Source organism: Nesterenkonia pannonica (assembly GCF_019575955.1).
Classification (GTDB): Bacteria; Actinomycetota; Actinomycetes; order Actinomycetales; family Micrococcaceae; genus Nesterenkonia; species Nesterenkonia pannonica.
Genome location: NZ_CP080575.1, coordinates 1,405,193 through 1,419,106, shown reverse-complemented (window position 1 = coordinate 1,419,106; position 13,914 = coordinate 1,405,193). Strand labels below are relative to the sequence as shown.

Here is a 13,914-nt window from a genome sequence, read left to right as displayed (position 1 = left end):
TTGTGCTTGATGTCTTGTGTGCTGATCAGGAGGCCAGCGCATCTGCGCCGGCAATAAGCTCGGACAGCTCCTGCGTGATCTCGGCCTGGCGCGCGTTGTTGCGCAGACGGGTGTACTTCTCGATGAGCTCGCTGGCGTTGTCGTAAGCGGACTTCATCGCCCTCTGGCGTGCTGCGAGCTCAGACGCAGACGCCTCGAGCATTGCCGAGAAGATGCGCGACTCGATGTAGCGAGGCAGCAGCTCGTCGAGAACGTCGGCAGGATTCGGCTCGAAGTCATATTGGGGTACGTATCCCCGGCCTCGTCGGTCTCCTTCGCAACGCTCAGAGGGAGGAGTCGTCGCACCACAGGATCCTGGCTCACCATGGATTCGAACTGCGTGTAGACGAGATAGATCTCATCAACGCCGTCCTGATCCGTCTCCTGCGTGAAGCGATTCACGAGGGTGCGACCAATCTCCTGGGACCGGGCCACCTCGGGCTTGTCCGTGCTGCCGGACCACACCCCGTCATACTCACGGTCGCGGAAGTCGTAGAACTGCTGAACCTTGCGCCCATACAAATACGGACGAGCTTCGATTCCATCTTCCTTCAGACGCGCCAAGAGCTGCTCGGAGCGCTTGATCACATTGGTGGAGTAGGCCCCGGCGAGACCGCGGTCTGAGCTCATGATGAGCACTGCGGCCCGCCGTGGGCTCTCCGCCTTCTGGGTCAGGACATGCTCAATCTCTCCCTGACCGGCAACAGCCGCAACTGCTCGGGTGATGGCCTCTGCGTAGGGCGTGGAGGCTTGGGCGCGGTCGCGTGCCTTAAGCACGCGGGACGTCGCGATCAGCTCCATCGCCTTGAAGATCTTCTTCATCGACGATGTCGACTTGATCTTCTGGCGATAGACCCGGATCTGGGCTCCCATGTAAGTCCTTTCTCAGTCGGAGGAGGGCACGACTCCCGGCTCAGGAAGTCTTGATCTCTTCCTGATCGATGTCCTGGTCGCTGAGGGCTTCCGTCTCTTCGTTGCCAACGAGGGAATCTTTGCCTTCAGCCTGGAACTGACGCTTGAACTCCTCCATGCCGCTCTTCAGGGCAGCGACGGTGTCGTCCTCCAGCTTCCCCGTCGCAGCGATGTTGGTCAGCACGGAGGTCTTGCGCTTCAGGTAATCGATCCACTCGGTCTCGAAGCGGTTGACGTCCGCCGTCTCAATGTCGTCAAGGTGGCCCTGGGCGTAAGCCCAGATGGAGGCCACCTGGTCCTCGACACGGTATGGGGTGTACTGCGGCTGCTTGAGGAGCTCAGTCTGCCGCTCACCACGGGTGAGCTGCTTTCGCGTGGCTGCGTCCAGGTCCGATGCGAACATCGCGAACGACTGCATGTCTCGATACTGAGCCAGGTCGAGCTTCAACGTCGCCAAGCGACCTTCTTCATCGCCTTGACCTGAGCGGCACCGCCAACTCGCGACACCGAGATGCCCACGTCAACGGCTGGGCGCTGGTTCGCGTTGAAGAGGTCTGATTGGAGGAAGATCTGGCCGTCGGTGATGGAGATGACGTTCGTGGGGATGAACGCACCCACATCGTTGGCCTTAGTTTCGATGATCGGCAGGCCCGTCATCGATCCCGCACCGAGCTCGTCAGAGAGCTTTGCGCAACGCTCCAGCAAGCGTGAGTGGAGGTAGAACACGTCGCCAGGGAAGGCTTCACGTCCGGGCGGACGGCGCAGCAGAAGCGAAATCGCACGGTACGCTTCCGCCTGCTTCGACAGGTCATCAAAGATGATCAGCACGTGCTTCCCGCCGTACATCCAGTGCTGCCCGATAGCAGAGTAAGCAAAGGCGCCAGGTACTTGAATCCGGAAGGGTCTGACGCAGGGGCCGCCACGATAGTGGTGTAATCAAGTGCACCGTTGTCTGCCAGAGTCTGACGCACACCAGCAATGGTCGACGCCTTCTGCCCGACAGCCACGTAGATGCAGCGGACCTGCTTGCTGACGTCGCCCGACTCCCAGTTCTCCTTCTGGTTGAGAATCGCGTCGATGCCGATGGCAGTCTTTCCGGTCTGCCTGTCACCGATGATGAGCTGGCGCTGGCCACGACCGATCGGGATCATGGCGTCGATGGCCTTGATTCCGGTCTGCAGGGGCTCGCCGACGGACTGGCGCTGGGTCACTCCCGGCGCCTGCAGCTCGAGCGCTCGTCGGCCCTCTGCTTCGATGTCGCCGAGATCGTCGATGGGGTTGCCCAGGGGTCCACGACACGGCCGAGGAACTTGTCGCCCACGGGCACTGACAGCACCTCGCCCGTGCGCGTCACTTCCTGCCCCTCCTCGATGCCGGAGAACTCGCCGAGCACGACGACGCCGATCTCACGGGTGTCAAGGTTCTGGGCAAGGCCAAGCGTGCCGTCCTCGAAGCGCAGCAGCTCGTTCGACATGGCCGAGGAAGGCCCTCGACACGTGCGATGCCGTCTGCCGCCGAGATCACGCGACCAACTTCGGTCTTCTCGGCGCTGCCCGGGTCGTAGGACGCGGCAAACTCATTCAGTGCATTGCGGACGTCATCGGCGTTGATGGTCAAGTCGGCCATCGGCGTCTCCTGCTCTCCTTGGTCATCAGGCCTGGGGTCAGGCCCTGAGGGGTCTGTAAAAACTTCTGTTGCCTACCAGGCTAAGCCCGGTCAGCTGGTGATGTTTCGGGTGAGGCTGTTCAGTCGGCCAGCCATGGTCGAGTCGACCACTTCATCGCCGACCTGGACTCGGATGCCGCCCACCACTCGGGGTCGACGGCGACGTCTAAGCGCAGCTCTCGTCCGAAGTAGCGGTTCAGACCTGTCGAAAGCTTCTCGAGGTTGGAGCCGTCGAGGCTCTTCGCCACGGTGACCTGGGCAATCCAACGATGCTGCCGCGCAGCCACCTGCTCCGCGAAGCGTGCCAGCAGCGCTGCCGGGCGCAGACCACGGGGGCCGTGACCGTTCGATCGATCAGAAGGCGAGCTTCGGACGAGGCCTGAGGACTGAGCCGTGCGGCCAGCTTCTGCTTGGCCTCGTCAGGCGCCTGTCCGTCAGCCAATGCGCGCTGCAGCTCATGGGACTCGGAGACGGTCCGGCGGAAGCCGAGCAGCTGAGCCTCAAGCTCTTCAAGGCCGTGAAGGCCTCCGCGCTCGGCAACAGCCGCAACGGTGGTGACGGCGAGCGTCTCCACCGCGTCAGAGAGATCTCTCGCCCTGCTCCAACGCCGAGACGCGACAGCCTCCAGGACCGCCACCGTGGTGCTCGCCGCTTTGTCGCCGAACAGTCGTCGGACGACAGCCGGCACGCTCTGCGGGCTCCCTCGAAGGTCCGTCAGCGAACGGCGAAGCGACGCGGATGTGTCCATGACGTCCACGGCCGCGAACAGCTCGTCGGCGACCTTCAGATCGGCAGCACGAAGGGTCTCTGCGAGGTCTGACTGCAGGCTCGCGAGGGATTCCGTGGTCACCGTTGCCATTACTTGGAGGCTCCTGCCTGCTCAGCGTCAAGATCAGCCAGGAACCGGTCGACCACGCGCTGCGAGCGAGCGTCGTCCTCAAGAGCCTCGCCGACGATCTTGCCCGCCAGCTCCGAGGCAAGCGCACCGACGTCAGCCTTGAGAGAGGCTGCAGCTGCAGCCCGCTCCGCTTCGATCTGCGCCTGAGCCTGCTCGCGGATGCGGCCTGACTCAGCCGCAGCCTTTTCTTGGGCTTCAGCCACGATCTGGGCCCCCTCGGCACGAGCCTCTTCTCTGATCTGCGACGCCGCGGCGCTGATTCAGCGAGGTTCTTCTCGTATTCGGCCTTCAGTGCTTCGGCCTCGGCCTTGGCCTCTTCGGCTTCGCTTATGCCGCCTTCGATGGCAGCCACACGCGCTTGGTAGGTCTCCTCGAACTTGGGCGCGACGTACTTCATGATGATGAAGAGCAGCACCAAGAAGGAGACAGCCGCAGTGCTTAAGCCTCCCACCAGTTGGGGACCAGTGGGTTTCCGCCGTAGTCATCGGCTGCGCGGATCACGTCTGCGCTGATCATGTCTACACCTGTTTCTCTCAAGGGTTTCGTCTGGGACTGATTGCGGTGCGGGGCTCCAGCGAGCCGAGCACCTCAAAGCGAGCCGGACGAACTGCTAGACGACCAGAACCAGAACGAATCCGAGAATGGCCAGCGCCTCGACGGCAGCGAAGCCCACGAAGAGCAGGGGCTGCAGGATGCGCGACACCTCGGGCTGACGAGCGACTGCCTGGAAGTAAGCGAAGAAGATCAGAGCCACGCCGACGCCGGAGCCAAGGGCCGCGATGCCGTACCCGATCAGGTTGAGTGAGCCTTCCATGTTCTCTCTTTCTGTGAGATAGCCGACTTTTCCATGGCGGGGACACTTGTACTGCTTGCTATTCAGTTAGAAGTTTGGATGTGGTGCGAACGCGTCAGTGAGCGTCGACTTCGATGGCCTGCTGGATGTACACCGCAGTGAGCAGCGTGAAGACCAGCGCCTGGATGACCATCAGAAGGATTTCGATGAAGTACATGGGAATCGCGCCGACGATCGCGGCGACGCCGCCGATGGTCAGCAAGCCACCCTGACTGATCATGTACTCCGCTCCTACAGCGGCAACCAGCATGATCATGTGGTAGGCGAGCATGACCGCCATGATACGAAGCGAGTGTGTGAGGGGCCGCACGATGTAGTTGGAGATGATCTCCAGCGGGACCAGAAGCAGAAGAATCGGCTTAGGCACGCCCGATGGGGCCACTGACAGCCAGAAGAACTTCGGGCCGTGCTTCTGCAGTCCCACGCCGATCCAGGTCACGTACATGATCGCCGCCATGGCATACGCCACTCCGGCGTGCGAGAAGGTGGGCATCTGGATCAGCGGAATAGCGCCGGTCAGGTTGTTCACCAGCACGAAGACGAAGACCGCGAATAGGAACGGAATCCACGGCTTGAAGTGCTTTTCGCCCAGCACGTCGCGACTGATCGTGTGACGGACGAATCCGTAGATCGACTCCGCAATGAACTGAGTTCGCGTAGGAACGAGCGACTTCCTGCGGATGGCCGTGTTGAAGAACCACACGATGAAGATGACCGAAAGGATGAGGACGAGCATCGCCTTCCCGAAGAAGGTTCCCATTCGGCTCCCCACGGAATGATATCCGGCAGGTGAGTGTCGTTGATCGTAGGCGGCTGGAACCCACCCTCATCGGCGGCTCTCAGGGCTAGCGATGACAAACGCTGGTCCTCTCGGTGGTCGTCGATGAGCCTGAGCAGATTCAGACCCATTTGAATGATGCGAGGAAAGTCGAGGCCATAAGCACTTCCCGGACTACCGCTGAGCCTATCAAAGACTTAGTGGTCCAGAGCACGCCCAGGCGCTCCCACAAACACTACTACAGGATGTAGAAAAACGGCACCGCGGCTCGGCAGGGCCCGTCACTGCTCCACGGTGGCGCGCATCTTCCACACGCCCAGCACCAGCATGGCCTGCCATACGAAGAGGAGCACAACCACTGTGACGGCCGTCCATACGGTGTCGAGCCAGTGAGGTATAGGCGCGAGGAGCAGCGTGCCGCCGATCAGCGCCACCTTCGCAATAAATGCGGCGAGCAGGACCATCGGACCCCACTCCGGCCGGTAGTGCTGAGCCAGGGCGAAGAGCACGAGAGACATCAGGAACATCAGCACCACTGCACTGCCCACCATCGCTGATGAGGCCGCTCCGGCGCCTCCTCCGAGAAGGGCGGCGAGTGCGACCATGAGCCCCAAGGCCAGCGCGGCGGAGCCCGTCGTCCTGATCACAATGCTTGTCCAGCTGTTCCTCACGGGGCACCTTTTCGTCGAATGAGACGGCGGAATCGCGGGGTGAATGTGAGCACCGCAGCTGCGGTGAGGCCGCCTCCGGCGCTGAGGACGACCCACTGCCAGGGAATGAAGTTGAAGGAGACTCCCCGAAGGCCACGATCGCCGCCCACATATACAGGAGCAGCACTGCTTGGGGATGCGAGTACCCAGCGTCCAGAAGCTTGTGATGGAGGTGGCCCCGATCTGGGGAGAAGGGCGATGCCCCGGGCGGTTCGGCGGGCTACGGCCATGACGAGGTCAAGCATCGGAAGGACCATGACGGCCAGCGGCAGCAGCACGGGCATATAGGTAAGCACGTTCATAAAGCGGAAGCTCTCCTCATAGAGCTCGAGAGAGGACGTCACCACCAAGGCTCCGGCTGCCATGACCGTGCCCAGCAGCATCGCCCCCGTATCTCCCATGATCACCGACGACGGATGGAAGTTGTGCGGCAGGAACCCGAGGCAGGCGCCTACCAGCACCGCCATCAGCAGCGTGGTCAGGTTGGAGACGGTGAACTCGTGGAGCTGCAGGGTCAGCATGTAGCTGTAGAGAAAGAACGCTGCCCCGCCAATGGCGGCCACCCCGCGGCCAGGCCGTCCAGACCGTCGATGAAGTTGAACGCGTTGATGGTTGCAACGACGACGAATACCGTCAGGACAGCCTGCAGCAGCCCGTCGTCCAGTTCGAAGCGGCCCATTGGGGCCACTTCGAGCCGAGTTCAGACAGGACGAGAATGATGGCCGCACCGACCTGAGCGGCGAGCTTTGTGACCCAGTGAATGTCCCACGCATCATCGGCCAATCCCGTCAGCAGGATCAGCGTCATGGCGCCGACGATCCCCGCTATGCGAGCGGGTTCCTCGAAGAGGCCGGAGAGGTAGGGGATCAGCGAGGCGGCCCCGAGGGCCACCACCATTCCGCCGTACATGGCGAGCCCGCCCCATCGAGGCTTCACCTGGGTGTGGATGTCCCGGGCGCGGATGGAGGTGTAGATTCCCAGGTGCATACCGGTAAGCGCACCGGCGGCGTCAGGACGAAGGTGACGACTGCCGAGATCGCCAGGACGATGAGGAAGTAGATCATGAAGCCGAAGCAGGCCCCTCGTCCAGCTCGCGCACCTCGGGGACGACGGCCCTGAGCTCCGCCAAGGAGATGGTCCCGTCTCGGACCACCTGAGGGTGTTCGCCCGTACAGTCCACAATGGTCGACGGCGGGATGCTGACTCGCTCTCCGTCGTCGAGGTAGACGGCGACCGATTCGGCGAGCATGGACTCAGCAGCCGCTGCCGTGGTCGCCGCCGGCATGCCCGTTCGGTTGGCGGAGGAGACGGCCATGGGCCCTACGGCTCCCAGCACCTCAAGGGCAAGCTCGTCGGCGGGCATCCGGAGCGCAACGGTGCCGCGTGTGTCCCCGAGGTCCCATGCGAGCGATCCTTGAGCCTGCAGGATGACTGTCAGCCCACCGGGCCAGAACGCCTCGGTGAGACTGCGCGCCGCGTCGGGAATCTCAGCGGCTAAGGCCTCCATCACTTCGGGCCTGGCGACGAGCACCGGCGGCGGCATGGAGCAGCCCCGCCCTTTGGCGGCGAGGAGGACTGCGACAGCCTGCGGCGAAAGGCGTCCACACCGATCCCGTAGACGGTGTCGGTCGGCACGACGACTGCTTGGCCGCGCTGAGCCGCCTCTTTGACGGCAGCTATCCCCGCTGTGCGGGCCTGGGGTCGGACGCGTCGAAGGTCTCACTCACGCGCGGTATTCTTCCACGCCTTCAGGCTTCCCGCTGTGAGCACGCTCCGACCTGCGGCGCGCAGACGTGGCCCGCGGCCTGCCCGTGAGGTCATGGTGCGTACGAACGTCACCGAGATCAGGCTCAGCCGCGCAGATGTCCAAAAGGGCCTCCGCCTGCACTTCTGCATGCTCCAGGATGAACCAGCCGTCGCGCGTCAGGACTCGCTGGGCCGCGGCGATCACCTCGCGGGGCATCTCGAGGCCGTCCTCTCCCCGCCGTAGAGGGCCGTTCTGGGGTCATGCTCGTGCACCTCGGGTTCGGTGGGCACCATGGACGGCGGAATATAGGGCGGGTTCGAAACGACCACATCAAAGCCGTCCTGCTCAAAATCACGAAGGTCCTGAACGTGGAGTCGCACTTGGGCAGCGTGCTGGGGCAGCCGCGAGAAGTTGAGCGCAGCCCACGCTGCCGCCGCCTCCGAGACCTCTATTGCATGCACGTCGCACTGCGGCCGCTCCGCGGCGATGGATGCCGCGATGGTGCCCGCTCCGGTCCCCAGGTCTACGATGCGAGGCACCGCGACCCCCAGGCCGAGCAGCCGATCGATCTCCGCGAGCGCTACGTCCACGACAGCCTCTGTCTCGGGGCGAGGCACGAACACTCCCGGCCCGACACGGAGCTCGAGTGTGCGGAATGGTGCCGATCCGGTCAGGTGCTGCAACGGCACTCGTCGCGCTCGCTCTTCGATCAGACGCTGAAATTCGCCAACCGAGCCGTGGTCCAGCTCCAGGCCCACCATCGCTTTGACCTGCACCTCTCCCTGCTGAGATTCAGTACGTGCGAGGCCAGGAGCTCAGCGTCCACCCGGGGCGTCGGCACACCCGCTTCGGCGAGTTCGGCGGCAGCGTTCTTGAGCCGTTGCTCCAGCTCAGTCCTCATGGTGCGCCAGGAGGCCAAACGCTCAGCCTCATCCAGCTGGATGCAGGACTGAACCACGGCTTCGAGATCTCCGTTGATGACAGAGTCGAGGTTGTACGCCTTGTAACCGGTCCGGTGGTCAGCAATCCGGTTCTCCGGAAAGTTGTAGGTGCGAATGCGCTCGGACCTGTCCATGGTGCGGACCTGCGACTTTCGGGCCTGGGCGTTCTCCGCGTCAATCTGCTCCTGCTGATGCGCCAGGAGCCGGGATCGCAGGACGCGCATCGCAGCTTCACGATTCTGCAGCTGCGACTTCTCGTTCTGCATGGACACGACAATGCCTGTCGGCTCATGGGTGATGCGCACTGCAGAGTCAGTCGTGTTGACACTCTGTCCTCCTGGTCCGGAGGATCGGAAATAATCGATGCGCAGATCGTTCTGGCTGATCTCCACCTCCTCCGGCTCCTCGACCTCGGGCATAACGAGCACTCCGGCAGCGGAGGTGTGAATGCGGCCCTGGGACTCCGTTTCGGGCACCCGCTGGACACGGTGCACTCCGCCTTCGAACTTCAGGTGCGCATAGACGCCCTCAGCCGGATCGTTCGAGCGCCCCTTGACCGCAATCTGAACGTCCTTGTACCCATGCGGCCTCAGACGGCGTGGCCGCGAGAAGCTCCGTCTTCCAGCCTTTGGCATCCGCGTAGCGGGAATACATGCGCAGCAGGTCGTAAGCGAAGATTGCTGCCTCATCCCCTCCGGCTCCGCCTTTGATCTCGACGATGGCATCGCGGGCGTCGTTCTCGTCACGTGGGATGAGCATGCGAAGCAGGCGTTCGGAGGCCTCCTCCATGGCGGTCTGCAGCTCAGGCACCTCCGCGGCAAAGTCCGCGTCCTCCTCCGCCATCTCCGATGCGGCGGCCAAGTCGCCCTGAAGCCTCTTCCACCGCTTATGAGCCTCCACCACTCCGTTCAGCTGGGCGTATCGACGTCCCAGGCGACGCGCAAGCGCCTGATCGTTGTGCGTCTCCGGGTCGGCCATCTGCTCCTGGATCTCGGCGTGCTCCTGAAGCAGCGCCTCGACGGAGTCGAACATCCGCGGGTTGTTCTCTGTGCTCATCAGTGACTTTCTGGCTGGTTCGGCGAAGGCGGGCAGATCCGAAAGACCCCATGCGGCGCATGAAGGCCGACGGGGTCTCTTTCGGAACGCTATTTGCCGTTGTCGCCCAGTGTGGTCTTCTGGGTCAGCATAAGGAACTCTGCGTTCGACTGCGTCTCCTTGAGCTTGGACATCAGCAGCTCGAGTCCCTGCTGCTGGTCCAGGCCGGAGAGCACCCTGCGGAGCTTCCACATGATCTTGACCTCATCAGGGCTGAGCAGGGCCTCCTCGCGCCGCGTCGAGGATGCGGTGACATCCACTGCGGGGAAGATGCGCTTGTCAGCCAGCTGGCGCGAGAGCCGCAGCTCCATGTTGCCGGTGCCCTTGAACTCCTCGAAGATGACTTCGTCCATCTTGGAGCCGGTCTCCACCAGGGCAGTAGCCAGGATGGTCAGCGATCCGCCGTTCTCAATGTTGCGTGCGGCGCCGAAGAAGCGCTTGGGCGGGTACAGAGCCGAAGCGTCCACACCGCCGGAGAGGATGCGGCCGGAAGCCGGTGCGGCCTGGTTGTAGGCGCGTCCCAGACGAGTCATGGAGTCAAGAAGGACGACGACGTCCTTTCCGAGCTCTACGAGACGCTTGGCGCGCTCGATGGCGAGCTCGGCCACCGTGGTGTGGTCATCGGCAGGACGGTCGAAGGTGGAGGCAATGACCTCACCGTCGACGGTTCGCTGCATGTCGGTGACCTCTTCCGGTCGCTCATCCACGAGCACCATCATGAGGTGGACCTCGGGGTTGTTCTGCTTGACCGCGTTCGCCACCGCCTGCAGGATCATCGTCTTTCCGGCCTTGGGAGGCGAAACGATGAGACCGCGCTGGCCCTTGCCGATCGGTGAGATCAGGTCAATGACTCGTGGACCGACGGCCTTGGGGTCGTTGGACTCCAAGCGCAGGCGCTCCTGCGGGTAGAGCGGAGTCAGCTTGTTGAAGTCGACCCGGTCGTCGTTGGACTCGACCGGACGGCCGTTGACCTTTTCGACCTTGACGAGGGCATTGAACTTCGCGCGGTTCTTGCCGCCCTTCTGGTTCCTGCCTCCGCCGCCCTGCGGCTGTTCAGTCAGGCCGCCTTCGCCTGGTGCCTTGATGAAGCCGGTGACGACGTCGCCCTTGCGGAGGCCGTTCTTCTTCACCTGCTGCATGGACACGTACACGTCGTTCTGCCCGGGCAGGTACCCCGAGGTCGAACGAATGCGTAGTTGTCGAGGACATCGATGATGCCGGCGATGGGGATCAGCTGGTCGTTTTCGCTGACCTGCTCCTCGCCGTCCTGCTCGGGTCCGCGGCCACGCTTGTTGCGGTCCTTGCGGTTGCGGTTGCGGCGGTTTCGATTGCGTCCGCCGCCCTCGCCGTCGCTGTCGCCGTCGCCGCGCGCGTCCTGGTCCCCGCCGCGGCGGTCACCCTGTGGGCGGCCGTTCGACTGGTCGCCGTCCTGCTCTCCGGATGCATCGCGCTCTGAGCCGTCCCGACCTTCGGCGCTCTTGGGCGCCTGCTCGCCCTTGGGAGACTGGTCGCTGCCGCCTTGGGAGTCGTTCTGCCCGTCGGAGCCGCCGCGTCCGCGGTTGCGGCGATTGCGGCTGCGACTGCGGCCGCCCTCTTCCTTCTCGCCGCCGGACTGGCTCTCCGAGGAGGACTCGTCGCCCTGCTGCGCGTGACCGTTGCGGCCATTCTTCTCGGAGCCGTTCTGCTCGGCGGCGCCGTGATCGGCTGCCGGTGCGGACTCCGACGCCTGCGGCTCTGCGGCGGGCTTCTCGCCCTCAGTCTTCTTCTCAGCGAAGCTGCCGCCCCGCTGGTGGGCGGAGATGGCCTGAACCAGGTCGGACTTGCGCATTCTGGAAGCGCCGGGGATGCCGAGCTGGGAGGCCAGAGTCTTCAGCTGAGGAAGCTTGAGTCCGGCGAGTCCCCATGCGGCTGCCGAGCTGCTGTCGTTCTGCTCAGCGTTGTCGACCTCTGGGGTCGCAGTGGTGGTTTCTGTCACGAAGGTTTCCTTCTCCCTCGTCGGGCAGGCTCAATGAGCGTCGTGGCATATATTGGCCTGCGGTCTCATCAACGGCGCGTCAGAAGGCGCCGTAGGAATTGCAAGATCAGCTCTCCCAAAAATTGATGCACGCTGCATGGGAGAGCCGCGATGATCCCCTGGTGCAGTGCTGCCAGCACATATTCTATGGTCCGGTCACATCACTGCGGGGTTGACTCCACTGTAACACCTGCATCCGTGATCGGCAGGATCTGGGGTGAAGCGAACGGCGTAACCTGCGACTCGTCCACGTTCGAATCCGTGCCGCTGCGTCGGGCGCGGCGCTCTCGGTGGTGATCACCAGGACCGTCGGCCCAGCGCCGGAAACGACCGCAGCCCATCCCTCCCCTCGGAGAGCGTCGACCAGGCTCATAGAGGTGGGGAAGGCCGAGCGGCGATACTCCTGATGCAGGGAGTCCTCTGTGGCCTCGAGCAGCAGGGTCGGATCTGCAGTGAGCGCGTGGACGAGAAGAGCAGATCGAGACGAGTTGCGGGCCGCCTGGCGATGCGGCACAAGCTCGGGAAGAAGCTGCCTGGCTTCCTTGGTCGACTGGGCAGAGTTGGGCACAGCGGCCACGCACGTGAGTGAGCTGTGCAGAGGAAGGCGAGCTGTGGCGAAGAGCCGGGCGCCGTTGGGGTCCGCTTGACGTTCCCAGGATACGGCCGCGCCGCCGCGAAGCCAGCCGGCACGTAGTTGTCAGGGTGACCCTCGAGGCGCGATCCGATCTGAAGCTGCTCGTCGGCGCTGAGCTCGCCGCGCACGGTCTCTGCAAGGAGCTGGGAGGCAAGCTCGACAGCCGTCGCGATGGCCGCCGCGGACGAGCCCAGACCCCGTGAATGGGGATGACGTTATGAGCGGTGACTACAAGGTCCGGCAGCCGGTAGCCGCGCTCGGCCAGAATTCGCTCTGCCACAGAGACCACCAGGTGCGATCCGTCCTGCGGGAGATCAGCGGCCCCCTCGCCGGTGACCGTCACGCGCACCTGAGCGGCATCGTGCACCCGACGCGGCTCGGCGAACACTTCGACCGTGTCGCGAAGGTCCAGAGCAATGCCCATGCTGTCGTAGCCGGGACCTAGGTTCGCGCTGGTCGCAGGCACCGTCAGAGTGAATCGGCGCGCTCCGATCAGCGGTTCGGGAGTTCCTCAGGCATCACTGACGATCAGAGGCCCAAGGTTCGGGCGATGGTCTCGACGTCGGTAAGCACCTGCGTCGTGAAGTCGCGCGCACCGTCCGCGCCCACGACCTCAGGGTTGTTGACTGCCCACTCGGGGTCCTTGAGCCCGTGGCCCGTCACCGTGATGACCCAGGTCTTGCCAGCGGGAACCTGCCCGGCCTCGTGCTTCGCCAGCAGCCCGGCCACGCCGGACGCGGAGGCAGGTTCGACGAATACTCCCTCCTTGGCTGAGAGCCACCGGTGGGCATGGAGGATCTGCTCGTCGGTGACAGCCTCGATGAGTAAGCTGACTCATCGCGTGCGGCCTCGGCGGCGTCCCATGAGGCGGGCTTGCCGATGCGGATCGCGGTCGCCACCGTATCCGGCTCCGTGATGGGGTGCCCGGCGACGATGGGGGCCGCGCTAACCGCCTGGAAGCCCCACATGATCGGCGTACGGGTCGCGGGCCCGTCTTCGCAGTACTCGCGGTATCCCTTCCAGTACGCCGTGATGTTGTTGGCGTTGCCCACGGGGAGGAGGTGGAAGTCGGGCGCATCGCCCAAGACGTCCACCACTTCGAACGCTGCGGTCTTCTGACCCTCGATGCGGCTCGGATTCACAGAGTTGACCAGGAAGACGGGGTAGGACTCCGAGAGCTTGCGAGCGATCTCCAAACCATCGTCGAAGTTGCCGTCGATCTGGATGATCTCCGCGCCGTGGGCCACAGCCTGGGAGAGTTTGCCCACCGCAATGTTTCCCATAAGCACAAGGACGGCGCAGGTGAGGCTAACCTGGGTGGCGTAGGCGGCTGCCGAGGCGGAGGTGTTGCCCGTCGATGCGCAGACGACCGCCTTCGCGCCGTCGGCCACCGCCGCGGTGATGGCCATCGTCATTCCGCGGTCCTTGAAGGAGCCCGTCGGGTTCATGCCCTCGACCTTGAGGCGGACGTCGCCCTGGACCAGTTCAGACAGGTGCGGCGCACGGACCAGCAGGGTCCCGCCTTCGCCCAGGGTGATGACCCTGGTGTCCTCCGTCACCGGGAGCCGGTCGGCGTATTCGTTGATGACTCCGCGCCACAAGTGCGCCATAGGGGTCTCCTTATTCTC

Annotated in this window: 10 protein-coding genes and 8 pseudogenes; 1 reads left to right on the top strand and 17 read right to left on the bottom strand. The window is 63.9% G+C overall.

Annotated elements, in window-relative coordinates; genetic code table 11:
• Positions 1 to 25 precede the first annotated feature (25 nt).
• From K0H76_RS10275 to K0H76_RS10200, 16 genes and pseudogenes are all read right to left on the bottom strand, one after another.
• A pseudogene (locus K0H76_RS10275) lies at positions 26 to 912 on the bottom strand (F0F1 ATP synthase subunit gamma).
• A 40-nt stretch (positions 913 to 952) separates the two neighbouring features.
• Positions 953 to 2,577, bottom strand: a pseudogene (gene atpA, locus K0H76_RS10270) (F0F1 ATP synthase subunit alpha).
• Between the two features lie 235 nt (positions 2,578 to 2,812).
• On the bottom strand, positions 2,813 to 3,466 hold the full coding sequence (locus K0H76_RS10265) for a hypothetical protein (RefSeq protein ID WP_258932926.1): 654 nt from the start codon (positions 3,464 to 3,466) through the stop codon (positions 2,813 to 2,815).
• Between the two features lie 8 nt (positions 3,467 to 3,474).
• Positions 3,475 to 4,030 (bottom strand): annotated as a pseudogene (locus tag K0H76_RS10260) (F0F1 ATP synthase subunit B).
• A gap of 94 nt (positions 4,031 to 4,124) precedes the next feature.
• Positions 4,125 to 4,328, bottom strand: coding sequence for an ATP synthase F0 subunit C (locus K0H76_RS10255; RefSeq protein ID WP_146338668.1), 204 nt, complete (start codon positions 4,326 to 4,328; stop codon positions 4,125 to 4,127).
• 94 nt (positions 4,329 to 4,422) lie between these two features.
• A pseudogene (atpB, locus tag K0H76_RS10250) lies at positions 4,423 to 5,225 on the bottom strand (F0F1 ATP synthase subunit A).
• A gap of 201 nt (positions 5,226 to 5,426) precedes the next feature.
• Positions 5,427 to 5,816 (bottom strand): hypothetical protein, encoded by a 390-nt coding sequence (locus K0H76_RS10245; protein WP_258932925.1) that lies wholly within the window; start codon positions 5,814 to 5,816, stop codon positions 5,427 to 5,429.
• Positions 5,813 to 6,418: a hypothetical protein gene (locus tag K0H76_RS10240; RefSeq protein ID WP_258932924.1), complete on the bottom strand. Its 606-nt coding sequence runs from the start codon at positions 6,416 to 6,418 to the stop codon at positions 5,813 to 5,815. The genes K0H76_RS10245 and K0H76_RS10240 overlap by 4 nt, the downstream gene beginning before the upstream one ends.
• A 70-nt stretch (positions 6,419 to 6,488) precedes the next feature.
• Positions 6,489 to 6,842 (bottom strand): hypothetical protein, encoded by a 354-nt coding sequence (locus tag K0H76_RS10235; protein ID WP_258932923.1) that lies wholly within the window; start codon positions 6,840 to 6,842, stop codon positions 6,489 to 6,491.
• Between the two features lie 73 nt (positions 6,843 to 6,915).
• Positions 6,916 to 7,535, bottom strand: a pseudogene (locus K0H76_RS10230) (L-threonylcarbamoyladenylate synthase).
• Between the two features lie 43 nt (positions 7,536 to 7,578).
• On the bottom strand, positions 7,579 to 7,818 hold the full coding sequence (locus tag K0H76_RS10225; protein ID WP_258932922.1) for a hypothetical protein: 240 nt from the start codon (positions 7,816 to 7,818) through the stop codon (positions 7,579 to 7,581).
• Positions 7,803 to 8,363, bottom strand: a complete 561-nt coding sequence (locus K0H76_RS10220; protein WP_258932921.1) for a peptide chain release factor N(5)-glutamine methyltransferase — start codon at positions 8,361 to 8,363, stop codon at positions 7,803 to 7,805. The genes K0H76_RS10225 and K0H76_RS10220 overlap by 16 nt, the downstream gene beginning before the upstream one ends.
• The gene (locus K0H76_RS10215) at positions 8,312 to 8,503 is read right to left on the bottom strand and encodes a hypothetical protein (RefSeq protein WP_258935382.1); all 192 of its coding nucleotides are present in this window, start codon (positions 8,501 to 8,503) and stop codon (positions 8,312 to 8,314) included. The genes K0H76_RS10220 and K0H76_RS10215 overlap by 52 nt, the downstream gene beginning before the upstream one ends.
• 27 nt (positions 8,504 to 8,530) lie before the next feature.
• Positions 8,531 to 9,575 (bottom strand): annotated as a pseudogene (prfA, locus tag K0H76_RS10210) (peptide chain release factor 1); the annotation flags it as partial.
• A gap of 113 nt (positions 9,576 to 9,688) precedes the next feature.
• Positions 9,689 to 11,511: pseudogene (gene rho, locus K0H76_RS10205) on the bottom strand (transcription termination factor Rho).
• Positions 11,512 to 11,797: 286 nt separating this feature from the next.
• Positions 11,798 to 12,220, bottom strand: coding sequence for a hypothetical protein (locus K0H76_RS10200; protein ID WP_258932920.1), 423 nt, complete (start codon positions 12,218 to 12,220; stop codon positions 11,798 to 11,800).
• 283 nt (positions 12,221 to 12,503) lie between these two features.
• Here K0H76_RS10200 and K0H76_RS10195 point away from each other — a divergent pair, with 283 nt between their 5' ends.
• Positions 12,504 to 12,731, top strand: coding sequence for a hypothetical protein (locus K0H76_RS10195; RefSeq protein WP_258932919.1), 228 nt, complete (start codon positions 12,504 to 12,506; stop codon positions 12,729 to 12,731).
• An 83-nt stretch (positions 12,732 to 12,814) separates the two neighbouring features.
• Here K0H76_RS10195 and thrC read toward each other — a convergent pair.
• Positions 12,815 to 13,896, bottom strand: a pseudogene (gene thrC, locus K0H76_RS10190) (threonine synthase).
• Positions 13,897 to 13,914: the final 18 nt, after the last annotated feature.